Source organism: Fibrobacter sp. UWH4 (assembly GCF_900142475.1).
Lineage (GTDB): Bacteria > Fibrobacterota > Fibrobacteria > Fibrobacterales > Fibrobacteraceae > Fibrobacter.
Genome location: NZ_FRAY01000004.1, coordinates 397,329 through 413,357, shown reverse-complemented (window position 1 = coordinate 413,357; position 16,029 = coordinate 397,329). Strand labels below are relative to the sequence as shown.

The window sequence follows — 16,029 nt, the reverse complement described above, 5'->3', positions numbered from 1 at the left end:
AATGTTACAAAATTGGGGTATTGACAGACCTGTTTCGTTGTTCGTGATGATAGATGTATGGAATTTGTTTGAAAAAAATCGTTTGCCTTAACCGGAAAATTTTTGTATATTGCGAATATCCGCCAAAGTGGCGGTTATTGGTATATCCCGCGGCAGGGTCATTGCCTATCCCGAGAGACTTTTGTCCAGATCTTTGGGATTCCTTAAAATCCTCGTTTACTTGTTGCTCCCGCTTTCGTACTTGAGGGGTGCGACTCTTGATTTTGTTGATACGCCCTTGGCGGATGTCGTACGGGCGATGTCGCGCGCTTACGATACGCCGATGCTGGTGGATGATTCGCTCAATTTCAGGGTGACGTTCCATTTGGACGGGGTGGGCGTCATGGAGGGACTTACGGCCCTTTGTTCGGCGCACGGCCTAGAGGTTGTGCAGGAAGGCTCTGTTTTCCATGTGCGGCGGGCACGGGCGCGCGGCGAGTCGGAATTCCGTATGCAGGATTCGCTGGTGACGCTTTCGGTCAAGGGGCAGGAGGTGAACGAGTTCGTGCGTGAGTTTGCGCTGAATTCGGGGCTGAACATTTTGGCATCGCCGGGGCTTGAGGGGCGCATTACGGGAACTCTCAGGGGAATGCCTGCGGAAGGGGCGTTCCGCGCCCTGATGGGGGCGCACGGCTTTCGCGTGTGGCGCGAAGGGGAATGCCTACGCGTCGGAGAAAAGCGCCGTCAGAGCGCGAAAGCCGGGGCGAATGACCGTGGCGGAAGTCCGTCAGGTAACATTCGCCTGGAACGCGACGGCGACTTGTATTCGGCGGAAATCGCAGAAGGGGAACTCTTGCAGGTGCTTGACGAACTGGCGGATCTTTCGGGGCTCAACTTGGCGGTCTACGGGGACGTTCACGAAACGGTTCGCCTCAAGTTTGACGGGGCGACTCTCGAAGATTTGGTGGAGTCGCTTTTCAGGGGGCGTCGCTACAGCTATGTACTTGATAGCAATACTTTGTATGTATCCGAAGGAGGGATGCGCAACGCCCTTTCTACGACGCGCTTTTATCCGTTGCGCCATATCCACTCGGAGCGTGCGCTGGCTCATCTGGGGAAGATCTCGCCGAGTGCGAACTTTATTTCGACGGAAGTCAAGGAACAGAACGCCCTGCTTTTGGCGGGTTCGCTTTCCGAAATCCAAATGGCGGTCGATTTGCTGAAACAAGTGGACCTCCCCGCGATGCAGGTGACTCTTTCGTGTATCGTGGTGGAATTCAAACGGGGGCGCGGTTTCGAAATCGGTCTTCATAGTGGCGCGACGCGGAAAACGGCCGAGCGGGATATCGGGGCGCGCGGTTATCTTGATTTTATGAGTAAGGATTTCTCCGTGTCGGGTGCGTTCGGGAAAATCGGCTTGCTGCCCGATCGGTTCGAAATGGAACTTGCCTCGATGGAAGAAAATAATGTAGCCGAAGTCTTGGCACGTCCTCGCCTTACGACTCTCAACGGCAACAAGGCGGAACTCAATGTGACGAATACTGTCTACTATCTAGTCAGCCAGGTTTCTGCCGATGGTTACCCGATTACGGATTACCGTTCGTTCAACGACGGCATCTCGCTGGAACTCACGCCGTCAGTGACGCAAGATGGACGCATCACTCTGGAAGTATCGCCTGAAATCAAAACGGCGGGCCGCAGCTCCGGTGACGGCCCCCGTGACATCAGTACGCGGAACCTGAAGACGGTCGTGGTGTTGGAAAACGGCGAAACGCTTTGTCTGGGAGGCCTTATTCGCAAGAGCAAGTCCGAGGTGCGTTCGGCGGTGCCGTTCCTGGGAAGTATCCCGCTGCTTGGACGGTTGTTCAGTTACACTTCGGAACAGGAAGAAGAAAATGAATTGGCGATATTCATTACGCCGCATGTAGAAAAGGAGGGGCAATGATGTTGCGAGTGCATCCAGTAGAAGCAAGAATTTTTACGTGGGATTGCCCGGCGGAATATGGCGAGTGTGTTTCGTCGCAGGATGCGGAAATTGCGTTTGCGCGGGAGTTTCCCGAAAACAGTTGGCATTTGAAATCGAAAGGGGGGAACTTCGCCGTCTTGCCGCTAGTCTCTTTTGTTGAATCGCATCAAACCGTTTCGCGGTGCCTTGTTGTGGTGAGGGCTGCGGAAAATGTAGAAACGACAGCGATGGGTGCTTCAAAAATCAGGAAATTTCCGGTTCGCTTTTGGATTTTTTCGAAGCGGAGGTGCCTTTTGCCGCGTCAAATCGCATTGTATTCCGCAGCGGAAGAATTTGTTTGTCGGAATATGACGGAAAACGGTGACGCCAATTTTTGGTGCTATGCGTTGGTGGATGGCGTCCTCTATTCGCTGGTGTTTTGCGAAGGGCGATTGGCGTATTGGTCTGAGGAATGCGACATCGGCAGAGAAGGAACTTCCATGGAGGCGTACTTGTGTCGGTTCCGTTGTTTTCTGAAGACGGATGTACTTTTTTCGCGAGTAGGGCGTTTTGCTGAAATTGAGTTGCCGCCCCGATTTGAAAGGCGAAATTTCAAGAAGTCGGCGCGGAGTTTTCTCTGGAATGAGGTGAATTTGCAAGGCATTCGTCGAAATTTCCGTTTGGAGATTCCCTGGAAAATCCTCGGAACGGTATCGCTCCTATGCTTGGCGTTGTTGTATGAATTTGGGGTGGTGTACAGCGGAAAGGGGGCCTTGTCGTGTGAAAACTGTGTCGAGGCAGCCCCGGTGGAACTGCTTTTGACTCCCGAGATGCCAAAATCAATGGAACCGATAGAAAAGGGCAGAGTCGAAAAAGCATTTGTCGTGGAATCGGCTGTCGCTCGAAAAAAATGCTCGTTGCCTGGATTCCGCTTGAACGGGGTGGTTGGCGAAAAGTTGGCGATGTTTACTGTGGCGACGGAATCTCGTGTCGTTTCGCTGGGAGATTCTCTCGGTGATTTTGCCGTGGAAAACATCGGTCGTGCCGGCGTTCGTCTTGTCTGTGGCGATTCAGTGGTCGTGCGTGGAGTCGGCGATGGGTAGGGGCTTTTTTGCACTGAGGCGCCGTGGGGCCGTTTTGCCACTCGTGCTGGGGATTCTCCTGGCGGTAACACTCCTGCTGACGTCCCTTTTGCAGATGCCGGGTGGGGTGCGGCGAGCTGCTCTTCGGCAGTTGCAGGAACAGCAACGGATTTACGATGCGGAATCGGCGCTGATTGCGAACCTGTCGGGGCTGCCGGCGGATTTCTTTGAGCGCCCGCCATGGAACAGGGCGCTCCCTAAAGTAGAACGGGGGCGTCTTGGCCCCTGGGCGGTCTTGTCGGCGCCTATGTCATCTGCGAATTCGGGTAGCGCCGACAAGCGGATTCGTATCTTGGCGGGCGTCCCCTGCGATAGCGCTTGCTCCTTGCTGAATTCCTATGAACGCCGTCGTGAAATTTACGAGGGGTTTCGCCGGGAACTGATCCGCGAAATCACGATGGCGAAGCCACCGCTTGCCCTGAAAGTCAAGTCGGGAAACCGTCGCTTTTTGGGACGGATGCAGCCCATGTCGCTTTGGGTGCAGGAAGGTGACTTGACTCTGAATTTGGATGGGAATACTTCGTCGGGGCGTTTTAGAGTCGATGGTTCCGCGGAAGTGCGGGGGAGCGTGAACTTTGATACGCTGCGGGTCTATGCGCGGGGACCGGTTACATTACGAGGCAATGTCCGTGTACGCTGGCTAGAGGCCTTCAGCGAAGAACGCGTCGAAATTTCGCAGGGGTTTGATTTCTCGGGCGTTGTCGTGGCGCGCCGAGAGGTGCTGTTCCCGAACGGGGTGCGAAAGGTACGCCGTCGGTATCCTTCGTTCGCGATGTCGCTTGAAAATGCTGAAAGATCGGAGCCGGATTCGATGCTGATACCCGCGTTCATTTCAGGCCAGTTGCAACCTTTTGAATGGAGCTTGAAATGAAAAGAGGCTTTACCTTGATGGAAATCTGTATCGCCCTTGCCGTACTTTCGGCGGGCATACTCGTGTTTGGGCGCTTCCTGGATGGGTTCAATCGCTTGCGGGCCTTGGAGCGGGCTAAGGCGAAATCTGTTGTCGCCGTGGGTGAAACCGTAGAAGAACTTGTCCTAAAACCTCCTCGCTGCAAGGATTCCTCTTTTGTCCGTAACGAGGTGAATGTTGTCCTAAATGCGGTTCCCGGGGTAAAGCCACTGGCATGGGTCGAGGTATTTTCGGTGAAAATGCGGGAGGTTGAACTGCGGAGGCTTGTCCGGTGCGAAAAAATCCGCTAAAACCGTCAAAAAATCCGCTGTACCCCGCGAAAAATCTGACAAATCGCGGTTTTACGCTGGCTGAACTTTTGGTGGCCGTCGTGGCGGCTTCTGTCATCTCGATTGGAGCGCTAGGCGTCTATTCGGGCTATTACAGGCTCTATCTGCAACTGTACGGCGGCTACCAAAAAGAAACCGCCGCAATCCTCGAGGAACTGCGGCGGATAAATCCGTATGAATCGGGGCCTTGCCTTAGGCGTTAGCCTTCTTTTCTGCAGCCTTTTCTGCGGCGCGGGCCTTGTGCATTTCGATGAGGTTGCCGATGTAGTGCATAAAGCTAAGCACGCTCACCGAGAGGAATCCGACAGAATAGAGGGCGAGGAACGGTCCGATAATGAACTTCTGCGCACCGATGTATTCCAGAAGACCGAAAATGCAGTAGACGCCGACACCCAGTTCAACAACGGCCTGCCACGGGAACTTCTGGGCGTAGTGGCTCTTGGCCTTCTTCTTGGATCCGCCGCTCTTCGGGGTGCGGACAAAGCTGCCCTTGGCACCGATTACGGCAGAGAACACGGCGCGGGAGTTGCTCACTGCGATACCTACGCCGAGAGCCATGAGGATGGGGAGGGAGAGCAGGCGGATTTTCCAACCGGTGTAGCCGGAGCAGCGCTGAGCCACAAAGTAAAGAACAGAAGGAGCTATTGCGGCGAGGAAGATAAAGCTGAAACCGACAGTGTAGGCCCAGGTCGGCAGGTGTGCGACCGGTTCAAAGAAGGCGAGCAGCGGCCAAGCACAGAGGGCGGTAAACAACATGCAGGGGTGGATCGAGTAGTGCGTCGTGTGGAGGATGGCGCCAATCTTTACGCGGAGTGGAACCTGGGCCTTGAGCACGCGCGGCAAAATCTTGATGGCCGTCTGGATAGAACCCTTTGCCCAGCGGAACTGCTGTGCCTTGAAGGCGTTGATGTCGTTGGGGAGTTCGGCCGGAACGATCACGTCGAACACGAACTTCATTTTCCAACCGGCGAGCTGGCTGCGGTAAGAAAGGTCCATGTCTTCGGTCAGGGTGTCGCCTTCCCAGCCGCCACCGCCATAGATGGCCTGCTTGCGCCACACGCCTGCGGTGCCGTTGAAGTTCATGAAGAGCTTGCCCCAGCTGCGAGCAGACTGTTCCACCACGAAGTGGCCGTCAATACCGATAGACTGTGCGAGCGTAAGACCGGATTCGGTGCGGTTCAAGTGGCCCCAGCGACCCTGGACCAGACCAATCTGATCGTCCATCACCAGGTAGGGGATCGTCTTGAGGAGGAAGTCCTTCTCGGGGACGAAGTCGGCGTCGAAAATCGCGAGGAATTCGCCCTTGGCCACTTTCATGGCTTCTTTAAGGGCGCCAGCCTTGAATTCGGAACGGTTGGTACGGTGAATGAGCTTGATGTCGTAACCCTTGGCGGCGAGTTCGGCGACTTTCTTCTTGGCGACTTCGTAGCATTCGTCGGTGGAGTCGTCCAGCACCTGGATCTCGTGCTTGTCCTTGGGGTAGTCGATGGCGCACACGGCTTCGAGCAGGCGCTCGACGCAGTTCGCTTCGTTAAAGACCGGCAACTGGGTGGTGACCTGCGGAAGGTCGTCCATGGAATGTTCTCGATAGAACTGCAGAATCTTTTTCCTGTCGGAAAGTCGCGTGGTGCGGCTATTCTTCAGGAAGAGATAGATGCTATAGTAACAGCTGAAACCGTAAATGACCAGTCCGATGCCTGCGATGACGTAGACGACGAACATAATGTCGAGTAGGATTGTACTGATTGCCATAAAACCGTATAACCTATTTAAAAACTTTTTGCCCCTTTTCGGAACTTGCGGCCAAATATAGAAACCCTACACAAAGTTTGCTACATTGTTAACCGAGTTTTCACAAAAATTTATCAAATAAACTTGGGTAACGGCTATGGATAAGGATAAAAGTCCCCTAGAAAAGTGGATCGAGGCCCAAAAGGGAAATCCTGGGTTCGATGCCGCTCTCCGGAAACTGGTTTCGTATGCCTGTGCGGAATGGTTCCGTCGCGAAAATCTGGTCGCGGTGGCTCCGGAAGAGGCTCTCGCGCGAGTTCTTGCGACAGATATGCCGGAATATCCTCTCGGAAATTGGTTGGACTCGCCTGCGAGGTTTGCCCCCGAAATTGCCGATTTTTGCGAAAAAACAAAGATTGCCCCTTTGCCGAAGGCTTTAAAAGGAACGTTTCCGGAACACTTGGACCTGCGTGGCGTCGTGTGTCCAAATAATGCGATGCGGAGTCGTCTCGTGATGGCGGGGCTTCCGGAAGGGGCTTCTCTCGACATTTACCTGGATGATGGATCTCCTATCGAGAATGTGCCTGGAGCCCTAGTCGCCGATGGCCATATTGTCAAAAAAAGGCAAAAAAAAGAGAATTTTTGGTTACTTTCGGTGGTCAAACGCCCTTCAAGAGTGTAGATTATATATGTAATGGAAAACAGGATTCTGATTATCGGCGACGAACTTCTCGGAGAACAGGGCGAGGCTGCCAACCGCTTTGCCGAAATTCTTCTTTGTCGGGAAGCCAACAGACCTGTACAGTTTTCGATCAACGCACCTGCGCCCCAGAGCTTGCGCCAGCTCTTGGACCGCGCCTCGGCCGACATTATTGGCAAGAAGGCGGGACGGATTATCTTGGGGCTCGGACTCAAGGAACTGAAACGGGGCGGAACTGATTATAATGGGGTATTTACCCTGTACCAGGCCCTTGCTCACGAAATCTTGAGCAAGACGCTTGCGACGGTCCATTTCTTGACGATTCCCGAGGACATGTTTCCGCAGGCCCCTTCGCAGGTGGTCGCCCTGAACGATTTGCTCCGGGGACTTGCCTCCCAGGATGACAAGCGTGTCCGGATTATGGATTTTGCCGCCTATGTGGCGGATTTCAAGGAAAAACAGTTGGAAAGAGGAAAGTTCGGGCGTAGCCTGTATACGGACGACGGCTTGCCGACATCGATATGCAACACGTTCCTCTCGCTGTTCCTATACGACTTTATAAAGAAAGAATTGAAATAAAAAAAGGAAGGGTAAATATGAGTTTGACAGACGATCATTTCGCACGCAAGATTGCAGCCCAGAGCAAGGCCTGGGAAGAAACGAGCGACGCTCCCAAGAAGGAACGTTCGCACGAGGCCGCCGCTCCCAAGATGGGTATTTGCGACAAGTGCAAGAAGGAAGCCCTGCTTCGCTCCTACCGTTTCAGGGAAACGTCCGTGAGCAACGGCGCCGCCAGTTTTGGCACGGTGACGAAACACCTTTGCGAAGACTGTGCCCCGAAGTCCCGTGCCCAGAAGGATGCCGAGGTGCCCAAGCTGAACAACAAGCAAATCAGGAACTTGATGCGATCGGCCAAGAAGGGACTGCTCTAGTCGCTTTTAAGGGATTTCTGTTCTTGGTGATATGAGGTTTTCGGGCATTAAAATGCCTGGGCTTTTGAATGGGGGGCCGTTCCGTTGGGCGGTCGTCCTTTTTGTGGTTGTATTTTCGATGTTCCTCGCCGATTTTCTGATGGGGGAACCGGCGGTTCCTGAACGGGGAATGTCCTCGATTCCCTTTGACCACGCCATTCACGGCGATTCGATAGGCCTGGACTGCTCCGCCTGCCATACAGGGGCTCGGGCCTCGGCGAATGCGTATATGCCTTCGATGGCGGATTGTATGGATTGTCATCGGCTCCCGATGAACGATAAGCTCGCCGAAGAAGAAATGCAGGCGGATCGGTCTGAAAAGCCCTGGTCGCACAGGCGCCATTTGCCAGACCATGTCGTGTTTCATCACGGGGTCCATGCGGCGGCGGGAGTCGCTTGCTCGGATTGCCATGGAACGGGCTACCGGCAGAACCGTTATGGCGGCGAACAGTTCGACATGCAGTCGTGCATCAAGTGCCATCGAGGGGAAACCTTCAAGGAGCGTGGTTTTAAACCGGCGGCGACTTATTGTGCCGCTTGCCACCGTTGAGGCGTGAAGGTATCTTATGGGAATGGATCGTCGCGAATTCATTAAAAGTTGCTCGCTGGTGGCGGTGATGGGGTTACTGTTTGGCTGCCGCAAGTTGCCACTCGACGAGGTGGCGAGGTTGGGCGATGGTCCGACTCTCAAGCAATTCGAGGATGAGGTGAAGCTTGCGGTTTCGCAGGCGAAAAAGCAACTGGATTTGGTGAAGGTGTCGCGTCCGGGATCCTTGAGTATTCCGGGGGCATCGCCGGTGAACCGGTTCGGGATGGCAATAGACCTGGACCTTTGCGATGGTTGTGGCGAATGTATTTTTGCGTGCAACCTGGAAAACAATGTGCCCTTGGTCCCCGAAGACGATGCGGCTCGTGGACGTTTTATGCACTGGGTCGATATGCGTAGCGGAGCACCGTTTATGTGCGCCCACTGCGGTAAGGCTCCTTGCGAACGCGTGTGCCCGACGGGGGCGGCGAACCATACGCCCGATGGACTTTCGGCAATGGTGTATAAGCGTTGTGCCGGGAGCCGCTTCTGTGGGGCGAATTGCCCCGTGCAGGCCCGCAAGTTCAATTTTAACGACGCCCAGAAACTGGGACTTGCCCGCAAGTTCAACAAGGAAGTCCCGCTCCGTGACAAGGGCGTCATGGAAAAATGCAGCCTCTGTCTGCACCGTCTGCAGAATGACCGACTGAAGTTCAAGACGCAACTTTCGGTCGCAGAAGGAATCGGGGTGGCGTCGGTGAAGAACGCTTCGGAAAATGCCGCGGGAAACGCCACGGAATGGCGCGGTCGCGGTGTGACCACCGCATGCTCGGACGCCTGCAAGAGGCGTGCGATCATCTTTGGCAACTGGCTCGACGAAGAATCTCCGCTGGTCCAGTTGACAAAGGACCGCGTCCTGTACGCACCGCGTGAAATCGCCGGCCTGGATCCATCCGTCGTGTTTATGCGGGGGCGGCGCTGATGTTCCGTTACCTGATGCTTGCGGGGCTTGCGCTGTTTTTGCCGGGGCTTTGTGCCTTGGGCTATTCGCTGTACGAAGGACCTTCGGCGTGGATGCTCGATTCGCGAACCTTCTGGGGTACGCCGATTAGCTTGTTTGTATTCTGGGTGGGGCTTGCCCATGCGGGGACACTCTTGTCGGCCGTATTCTTGGCGCTCGATGTCAAGTTGGACCGTCGCACGGCCTTGATTGCGGAACTTTCGACACTTGCAAGCCTCGTGTTTGCGGGAATTTTCCCGCTGATGCATCTGGGATATCTTCAAAACTTCTATATGGTGGCTCCATTTCTCGATGCGCGGGGAAACTTTGCGAATGTGGGCTCGCCGCTCGTCTGGGATTTCTGCTGCATCGCCGTCTATGCAGTCCTTTCGCTGGTTTTCTTTGGGGTGCACCTGAAGGCGCGGACAAATCCTGCTCTGGATAAGTACCGCAAGCCCATGGCGTGGCTCCTTTTCCCGTTGGTGCTCTGGGTGCATACGGTGGTGAGTCTCGATTTTGCGACGACATTTGTGCCCGAGTGGCGTGGCGCCTTTTTCCCGGTTTACTTTATTGCGGGGGCGATTTTCTCGGGAATTGCGCTCGTGAACTTGCTCCTTTGTACCGAAGGTTACCGCGTGCGTCTTCTGGAACGCTTGCAGCTGATCTGTTCCTGGATTCTCTGCGCCATCTGGTTCTGGGATTTTTTGCTCAAGGGAACTTTCTTTGCTTCGGCTTTTATTTTTGCGGGTGTTCTACCTCAGCTTCGCCTGGTATCGGTCGTCCGTGAAAACCGTTGGGGACGAGCCGCACTTTCGGTGAGTGTGCTTTTCGGCTTGTTCCTTGAACGCTTCTACCTTGTATCGCCGGAGTATGGGACTTCGTCATCGTTCGGCTGGGTCGATTTGGGGCTCGTCGCTTTTTCTGTCGGCGGGTTTATGCTGCTGTTTTTCGGCGTGCGTCGCCTGCTGAACCGCTATGCGGAAAACACAGGGGCTTACTTTGGCGAAGTCGATGGCAGCGATATGGCGAAAGTGGAAGAAGCGGAGAAGGCTGAACGCGAAGCCGCTTCAGGACTTGGCGTTGAAAAATCGAAGAAGGGGTTTTACATCCAGCCGTGGTCTTCCGAGGAATACCGTATTCTGCGGTTTCCGCTGCTGGTCGGGATTGCCGTAGCGTTGATTTTTGTGGTCTGGGCCTGGGGACAGTTCCCTTTTGCGAATGTGGAACTTTCGTTAGCCAATGTGCTGCCCCTGATTTATCCGGTAATTGCCCTGGCGACGGTGATGACGTTGCTTGTGCGGATTTACTTTATCGAAAAGACCCTTGTGCTGCACCGCCTAGAAAAAATCCTGGGGGTTGCCATCCTGATTTTGGCGGGTGCGTGCGCGGGAACTTTCTTTGCGGGGGGAGCCTCTGAAACTTCGGGTGCTTCGGTTGATGCGGCTGGCCTCAATGAAAATGCCTCAGTGGACCTCGTTCAATCGGCTTTGGTGTGGAACGCCCGGTGTGCTACCTGTCATGGTGCCGACGGAAAGTTCAACGAAAAATTTGTGCGTGAATATTATCCGGTTCCGCCGAAATTGAATTTGCAGAGACTCGATAGCCTGGGAACGGATTCCTTGGTCAAGGTTATTTTGAATGGCCGGGTAAATATGAGTGCTTATGCGAACCGGTTGACTCCTGCCGAAGCATTCGGCTTGGTAAACTATATGCGGTCGCTTGCGGTACGTGATTCTGGGGAGGGAGCAAGATGATTCCGCTTGTCAATGCGCTCGCCTGCCTGATTGCGCTTGGCTGCGCCTCTTTCTTATGGAAGAAAGGGTCTTCGCCGTACCGCAACGGAGCCCTACTTGCAGGCTCCTTGTTGCTGTTCAGCGTGTTCACCTATTTCGGCGGCGAAATGTTCGATGCTCGCGTCGCCGATCCGATGCTGGAACATTACCCGTTCCGCATGATGGCACTGAGCCTTTGCTTTTCGACGACGTCGCTCGCACTGTATCGCAGGCGTTACCTGGTGCTAGCGCAAGCGCTGTGGCTCTGGATAGAACTCTTTGGTGGAATAGCGCTTTTTTATCGTGGGTTCGATATCGCCTGGATGCGAATCTTGGCAATTCTTGGCATGACTCTTTGCAGTACGTTCCTTTCCAAGATATCGAAGGAAATGGAATTTTGCCTGATGGTGTTCTGGATTGCGGTCTGGGTGTTCTTTTAGAATGGGCGATGAGGAATGAGTGGTGATTTATTTTTCATTCCACATTATTCATTACACATTTTTTGAGGATATTTCTTTCAGGTAATCCGCATTGAGTTTCGACAGTGCCGTGGCCTTGTCGCGCTTGAACTGACGGTGTTTCTTGTCCTTGTCGAGTCCCAGGAACTTGAATAATTGGGTCGGGTGGCGTAAGGTGAATCCCGTGAGACTTGAAACGGGAAGTGACTTGTAGAATATTTCCCAAAGCGGAACGACGGATTGCTTTTGAATTAAAAATTGGCCGTTGACGAGTTCTTTGGATGAAAGGTCGACGGAGCTTGCTTCGGCTACCAGGTACGGCACGTTGAACATCTTGCCGCCCGCATGTGCCATGCGAAGCGCGTAATCCAGGAGTCTGAATTCAGGTGGCAGGTCCAGGTCAAAAAGCCCCGTGCGTTGTATAATCCTGCTTGAAAAGACGGCTATTGTCGGATTCGGTGCTGCGACAAATCGCATTGTCTCGTTTTCTGAAATGGCTGCAAATTCTTTCCCCTTGTTGAGCAGCAATCCACCATAAAAATGCCCATTGAATTTTACCCTGGGTGCGAAGGCATCCACCATCGGAAACCCTTCGATGACTTGAGCCAGGTTGTTCAGGAAGTTGCGGTCGACCGTAACGGCGGGGTGGGCGAACACGACCCACTCGGCATCAATGTTATGCAACGGGCGGTTCCAGTCGGAGTCGTGAAACCAGCCGAGCGCCGGATCTTCAAAGGATGGGCTCCATTGCTCAAAGCGGGGAGAGTCTTTTTCGAAAACAAAAACGTCGAATTGACGCATCTTGACTGCCTAGAAATTCAGCCGTAAACCGAGCCGGTGTTCATGCCCCATTCCTTCGGCAAGGTACGAGAAACTGTAATCCAGTGCGAAAAGATTCATGGCGTAACCGAGGCCTGCGCTCAGCATGTGGGCATTGTTGGTCTCGTCGGGGCGGTCTTCGGAGGCGAACAGTTCCTTGAAGTCGCGGGTCAGGTCAAGCCAGGTGCGCTGGAAACCGACGCGTGCAAAGAAATGCTGCCCGATGGCATATTCGCCACCTAGACTGAGGAACGCTTCCTGGTAGCGGGGAAAGTCGCTGTCAACAAAGACCGTGAGTCGGGGAAGAAGCTTGGGGCGGAAGTAGGACGAAATCGCAAATGTTTGCGACATCGGGTAATACTTGTCTTCGCCATCGTCGACATAGTCACGTAACAGGCAGCCGAAGTCGCGGGCCATGAAGGCGAAACCGTAAAGTTTGCTCTCGGCTTGCCAGGCGATACCCCAGTCAAATGCGGCACCTAGGGCTGTACGGTCACCGGAATCGTCTGTCAATTTGTCTGCGGCGAACTTAAGCGTGGCGCCGAACCGGAAATGCTTGAGCGGAAAGGCGAAGGTCGCCGTTGCCAACTGGCTGAAAGGTTCGTAGTCCTTGCCCGTAGCCTCGCCATATTCGTCATAGCCGTCGATGGTACCGTAGGAGAGCCAGTTGTAGGAAATTTGGTAAATGTATTTGCCGGAATGTCCCGTGTAGAACAGGCTTCCCTGGTTGTCGGCCATGTCTCCCGTTTGCCAGTGAGCCGATGCCACGTGGTCCTTGTTCTCGGGCATGACAAAGGCGGCCGGGTTTAGCTGCGTAATGGTCGGGTCGTTTGAAAGACCTGCGCCAGCGGATTTTTCGAGGGCTGCGTTTCGGGGGCTGTCGAACGTGTTGATGAAGGAAAAAACTTCTTGTCCGGCGTCGCCCTGGGTAAAGTAGGCGTGGCTTGCTGCAGGTATCGCGAGCAGCACAAGTGCCGAGGTCAAAAAGTGTTTGAAATTCATGGTTGAAATTTACAAATAATGTGGTTCGGATATGTGAAATGTGCAGAAAAATGCGATGTTTTTTTGAGGTAAAGGCGAGTTTCGCCTTTACAAATGGCGAAAGGTTTAATATATTTGGGTGCGTTCGGGCTACTAGCTCAGTTGGTAGAGCAACGCCCTTTTAAGGCGTGGGTCGAAGGTTCGAGCCCTTCGTAGCTCAGGAAACCGGTTCTAGATTTTCTAGAATCGGTTTTTCTTTTTAAGACGCAGTCTGGTAGAGCGTCTGTCGTGAGCCAACACGCCCTCGGGTGTAAACCGAGGGTGGTTGCGAGAGCGAAGTCTGTAGGACTTTGCAGTCTTATTGGGGAGCAGAATGTCATCAGTTCGACTAGAATCGTCGAGAGCGAAGCGAACATGACGATTCTAGGCCTTATCTTGAACGAAGTTCAAGTAAGCCCGAAGGGCAAAATACGAAACGAAGTGAGAATTTTGGCCATCTGGTTACCCCGGTCCGTCAGGACCGAATAAAAACTATAAATAACTTTCCAAAAGGTCAAAATAATTTGCTATATTTGCACACACTCGGGGTGTAGCTCAGCCTGGTAGAGCGTCTGCTTTGGGAGCAGAATGTCATCAGTTCGAATCTGGTTACCCCGATACAAGAAAGATAAGCCCCCTTTTGGGGGCTTTTCTTGTATCTTAGGCGCCAGATTGAACAGACCAGTTCGACAAAAAACATCCCATTTTCAAATTAATTTGTATGTTAAACGCATGATGAGAACATTTATTGGAAAAATGCTTGCTGGAATCTTTGCCTGTTTTTGGGGCAACAAGAAACGCTTTTTGTGCAGCGTTTTTGCAGGATTTTGGGCCGTTCAGCATATTGCTTGTGCCTATGGCGTAGACGATGACGTGCCCGAAGTAGATAATTCGTTAATGTGCAACCCGATTTTTGATGTGAACAAGATGTCTGGGCTGGGCTACGATGCATGCGAGCAGACCATTGCAGATGAAATAAAGAAGTTGGCAGACTGTAATGATAAATGTGCAGACTCGATGCTTCTGAACAAGGGCGTGTTCTATGGTAGTTTCTTTGAGTCGGAACAACTCTATTGCACAACGCCGACACAGCCATCGGCTTATGAGGGGTGTGCAGAATATCTTGTGAACGGGGCTTATAATAGAGTTGCAGAACAACTTGGAAAATGCTCAATGGCAAATTTCAAGGCTGAAGGCAGCTTGTCCGGTTACAAGTGTGCGAACGGAGAAAAAGTCTCTGTTGAAGAAGGCGAACGCCGTTCGGAACTGGCCAAGCAACAATTGACCCAGTAGGGCGGTTTATACCAATTTCCTATCCGCAATCCACTTGCGCACGGATTCTTCGGCGCGGGCCGCAAGAATTTCCTTCTTGTTCTTCTTCTTGAGGCCTTCGTGGTGGGGGAGCAGCCCGAAGTTGAAGTTCATGGGCTGGAAGTCTTCGTTTTCTTCCACCAGGCGGTTCATCAAGGAACCGATGCAGCTTTCGTCGGGGAGCGGGTCGGCATGCCCGTGCAAAAGGGTCTGCGCCATGTTCCAGGCGGCGTACCAGCCGGTGGCGACGGCTTCGGTGTAGCCTTCGCTGCCGGTAATCTGGCCTGCGAACCACGTGGGCGGAATGCCCTTGGCGCATTCAAGATCCGGGCGCAGGCGAAGAGTCTTGTCCAGGAACTTGGGCGATTCAATGAAGGTATTACGGTGCATGCAGCCGAGGCGTGCAAACTTCGCGTTCTTGAGCGCCGGCACCATGGTGAAGATTTCCTTTTGCGTGCCCCACTTGAGGCGCGTTTGGAAACCCACCATGTTGAACAAAGTCTTCTGCTTGTTTTCGGCGCGGAGCTGGATGACTGCGTACCACAATTTCCCGTTGTTGCCGAGTCCAAGGCCAATCGGACGCATGGGACCGTGGCGGAGCGTCTCGTAACCGCGGCGGGCCATTTCTTCGACCGGCAAGCAACCTTCGAACAGTTCGTTCTTTTCGAACGGGCGCGGCTCGGTGCTTTCGGCTTCGCAGAGCTTGCGTACAAATTCTGCGTAGGTTTCCTTGTCCAAGGGGCAGTTGATAAAGTCTGCCGTTTCGCCTTTTTCCCAGCGGTTCATGTAGAAGGCGTGGTCAAAGTCGATGCTGTCCGTTTCGACAACCGGGGCGATGGCGTCAAAGAAATGCAGGCGGTTGCTGCCCAGGCGCTTGAAAATGTCATCGGCGAGCGTGTCGCTTGCCAGGGGGCCCGCGGCAACGAGCGTAGGGCAGTCGCCTTCGAGGCTTGTGACTTCTTCGCGGTGGAGCGTAATGTTCTGGCTCTCTGCAATCTTTTTTTCAACCGATTCGCTGAAGATATCGCGGTTCACGGTGAGCGAGTCGCCTGCGGGCACGGCAGCTTCTCGGGCGGAATCCAGCAGAAAGCTCCCGAGCATCGTGAGTTCCTGCTTCAGGAGCCCGTGGGCAGATGTAATGCCCAAAGCCTTAAAACTATTGGAACAAACTAATTGGGCTAGATGGCCGTCTTTGTGCGCAGGTGTATTTTTCTCCGGGCGCATTTCGTACAAATCGACCTTAAAACCGCGGCTCGCCAGTTGTAAAGCCGCCTCGCAACCTGCGAGACCACCGCCAATTACACGTACACGTTGAGGCTTTGAAGTCGGGGCTTCGCCCCTTTGAGTAATGAGGTCGCTCATTTCATTCGCTTTGAGGGATTTGGGGTTACGAGGTATGAGGTCGTGCCTATGGCG

General features: G+C 53.7%; 17 protein-coding genes and 2 tRNA genes. 15 read left to right on the top strand and 4 right to left on the bottom strand.

Annotated features, from left to right (window positions below):
- The first annotated feature begins 181 nt into the window (after nt 1-181).
- The 5 genes from BUA93_RS09750 (at nt 182) to BUA93_RS09730 (ending at nt 4,508) form a co-directional block, all read left to right on the top strand.
- Nucleotides 182-1,924 (top strand): type II and III secretion system protein, encoded by a 1,743-nt coding sequence (locus BUA93_RS09750; protein ID WP_254793932.1) that lies wholly within the window; start codon nt 182-184, stop codon nt 1,922-1,924.
- Between the two features lie 653 nt (nt 1,925-2,577).
- Complete coding sequence (locus tag BUA93_RS15955; protein WP_139257942.1) at nt 2,578-3,027, top strand: hypothetical protein; 450 nt, start codon at nt 2,578-2,580, stop codon at nt 3,025-3,027.
- A gap of 34 nt (nt 3,028-3,061) precedes the next feature.
- Complete coding sequence (locus tag BUA93_RS09740) at nt 3,062-3,937, top strand: hypothetical protein (protein WP_139257940.1); 876 nt, start codon at nt 3,062-3,064, stop codon at nt 3,935-3,937.
- A complete protein-coding gene (locus BUA93_RS09735) occupies nt 3,934-4,266 on the top strand; it encodes a type II secretion system protein (protein WP_175547415.1) in 333 nt (110 codons plus the stop codon). The genes BUA93_RS09740 and BUA93_RS09735 overlap by 4 nt, the downstream gene beginning before the upstream one ends.
- A complete protein-coding gene (locus BUA93_RS09730) occupies nt 4,248-4,508 on the top strand; it encodes a PilW family protein (protein ID WP_072978946.1) in 261 nt (86 codons plus the stop codon). Before BUA93_RS09735 ends, BUA93_RS09730 begins: the two co-directional genes overlap by 19 nt.
- On the opposite strand, the gene BUA93_RS09725 is transcribed toward BUA93_RS09730, so the two are convergent.
- Entirely contained in the window at nt 4,498-6,057 is a 1,560-nt protein-coding gene (locus BUA93_RS09725; protein ID WP_254793931.1) for a glycosyltransferase, read from the bottom strand. The genes BUA93_RS09730 and BUA93_RS09725 overlap by 11 nt on opposite strands.
- Before the next feature lie 136 nt (nt 6,058-6,193).
- On the opposite strand from BUA93_RS09725, the gene BUA93_RS09720 reads away from it, so the two are divergent.
- The 7 genes from BUA93_RS09720 to BUA93_RS09690 are packed head-to-tail and all read left to right on the top strand — an operon-like array spanning nt 6,194 to nt 11,445.
- On the top strand, nt 6,194-6,718 hold the full coding sequence (locus tag BUA93_RS09720) for a sulfurtransferase TusA family protein (RefSeq protein WP_072978945.1): 525 nt from the start codon (nt 6,194-6,196) through the stop codon (nt 6,716-6,718).
- 12 nt (nt 6,719-6,730) lie between these two features.
- Nucleotides 6,731-7,315, top strand: coding sequence for a hypothetical protein (locus BUA93_RS09715; protein ID WP_072978944.1), 585 nt, complete (start codon nt 6,731-6,733; stop codon nt 7,313-7,315).
- Nucleotides 7,316-7,332: 17 nt separating this feature from the next.
- Nucleotides 7,333-7,668, top strand: coding sequence for a hypothetical protein (locus BUA93_RS09710; protein WP_072978943.1), 336 nt, complete (start codon nt 7,333-7,335; stop codon nt 7,666-7,668).
- Nucleotides 7,669-7,720: 52 nt separating this feature from the next.
- On the top strand, nt 7,721-8,257 hold the full coding sequence (locus BUA93_RS09705) for a cytochrome c3 family protein (RefSeq protein WP_175547414.1): 537 nt from the start codon (nt 7,721-7,723) through the stop codon (nt 8,255-8,257).
- A 16-nt stretch (nt 8,258-8,273) separates the two neighbouring features.
- A complete protein-coding gene (locus BUA93_RS09700; RefSeq protein WP_072978941.1) occupies nt 8,274-9,215 on the top strand; it encodes a 4Fe-4S dicluster domain-containing protein in 942 nt (313 codons plus the stop codon).
- Nucleotides 9,215-10,987 carry an NrfD/PsrC family molybdoenzyme membrane anchor subunit gene (nrfD, locus tag BUA93_RS09695; RefSeq protein ID WP_072978940.1) on the top strand — a complete coding sequence of 591 codons (1,773 nt, stop codon included), beginning with the start codon at nt 9,215-9,217 and terminating at the stop codon, nt 10,985-10,987. Before BUA93_RS09700 ends, nrfD begins: the two co-directional genes overlap by 1 nt.
- Entirely contained in the window at nt 10,984-11,445 is a 462-nt protein-coding gene (locus tag BUA93_RS09690; protein WP_072978939.1) for a hypothetical protein, read from the top strand. The genes nrfD and BUA93_RS09690 overlap by 4 nt, the downstream gene beginning before the upstream one ends.
- A 51-nt stretch (nt 11,446-11,496) precedes the next feature.
- Here the strand turns inward: BUA93_RS09690 and BUA93_RS09685 are convergent, their stop codons facing one another.
- A complete protein-coding gene (locus BUA93_RS09685; RefSeq protein WP_072978938.1) occupies nt 11,497-12,264 on the bottom strand; it encodes a hypothetical protein in 768 nt (255 codons plus the stop codon).
- Nucleotides 12,265-12,273: 9 nt separating this feature from the next.
- A complete protein-coding gene (locus BUA93_RS09680) occupies nt 12,274-13,284 on the bottom strand; it encodes a PorV/PorQ family protein (RefSeq protein ID WP_072978937.1) in 1,011 nt (336 codons plus the stop codon).
- Nucleotides 13,285-13,410: 126 nt separating this feature from the next.
- Here BUA93_RS09680 and BUA93_RS09675 point away from each other — a divergent pair.
- The 3 genes from BUA93_RS09675 (at nt 13,411) to BUA93_RS09665 (ending at nt 14,595) form a co-directional block, all read left to right on the top strand.
- Nucleotides 13,411-13,483, top strand: a tRNA-Lys gene (locus BUA93_RS09675).
- 363 nt (nt 13,484-13,846) lie between these two features.
- A tRNA-Pro gene (locus tag BUA93_RS09670) sits at nt 13,847-13,920 on the top strand.
- Between the two features lie 114 nt (nt 13,921-14,034).
- A complete protein-coding gene (locus BUA93_RS09665) occupies nt 14,035-14,595 on the top strand; it encodes a hypothetical protein (RefSeq protein ID WP_139257936.1) in 561 nt (186 codons plus the stop codon).
- A 6-nt stretch (nt 14,596-14,601) separates the two neighbouring features.
- Here the strand turns inward: BUA93_RS09665 and trmFO are convergent, their stop codons facing one another.
- Nucleotides 14,602-15,975 (bottom strand): methylenetetrahydrofolate--tRNA-(uracil(54)-C(5))-methyltransferase (FADH(2)-oxidizing) TrmFO, encoded by a 1,374-nt coding sequence (gene trmFO, locus BUA93_RS09660; protein ID WP_072978935.1) that lies wholly within the window; start codon nt 15,973-15,975, stop codon nt 14,602-14,604.
- Nucleotides 15,976-16,029 lie beyond the last annotated feature (54 nt).

Excerpts from the sequence above, each read along its gene's own strand:
- BUA93_RS09735 (WP_175547415.1), top strand. The coding sequence starts at position 3,934 with ATGAAAAGAGGCTTTACCTTGATGGAAATCTGTATCGCCCTTGCCGTA.
- BUA93_RS09725 (WP_254793931.1), bottom strand. The coding sequence starts at position 6,057 with ATGGCAATCAGTACAATCCTACTCGACATTATGTTCGTCGTCTACGTC.
- BUA93_RS09720 (WP_072978945.1), top strand. The coding sequence starts at position 6,194 with ATGGATAAGGATAAAAGTCCCCTAGAAAAGTGGATCGAGGCCCAAAAG.
- BUA93_RS09715 (WP_072978944.1), top strand. The coding sequence starts at position 6,731 with ATGGAAAACAGGATTCTGATTATCGGCGACGAACTTCTCGGAGAACAG.
- BUA93_RS09710 (WP_072978943.1), top strand. The coding sequence starts at position 7,333 with ATGAGTTTGACAGACGATCATTTCGCACGCAAGATTGCAGCCCAGAGC.
- BUA93_RS09705 (WP_175547414.1), top strand. The coding sequence starts at position 7,721 with ATGCCTGGGCTTTTGAATGGGGGGCCGTTCCGTTGGGCGGTCGTCCTT.
- BUA93_RS09700 (WP_072978941.1), top strand. The coding sequence starts at position 8,274 with ATGGGAATGGATCGTCGCGAATTCATTAAAAGTTGCTCGCTGGTGGCG.
- nrfD (WP_072978940.1), top strand. The coding sequence starts at position 9,215 with ATGTTCCGTTACCTGATGCTTGCGGGGCTTGCGCTGTTTTTGCCGGGG.
- BUA93_RS09690 (WP_072978939.1), top strand. The coding sequence starts at position 10,984 with ATGATTCCGCTTGTCAATGCGCTCGCCTGCCTGATTGCGCTTGGCTGC.
- BUA93_RS09685 (WP_072978938.1), bottom strand. The coding sequence starts at position 12,264 with ATGCGTCAATTCGACGTTTTTGTTTTCGAAAAAGACTCTCCCCGCTTT.
- BUA93_RS09680 (WP_072978937.1), bottom strand. The coding sequence starts at position 13,284 with ATGAATTTCAAACACTTTTTGACCTCGGCACTTGTGCTGCTCGCGATA.
- BUA93_RS09665 (WP_139257936.1), top strand. The coding sequence starts at position 14,035 with ATGATGAGAACATTTATTGGAAAAATGCTTGCTGGAATCTTTGCCTGT.
- trmFO (WP_072978935.1), bottom strand. The coding sequence starts at position 15,975 with ATGAGCGACCTCATTACTCAAAGGGGCGAAGCCCCGACTTCAAAGCCT.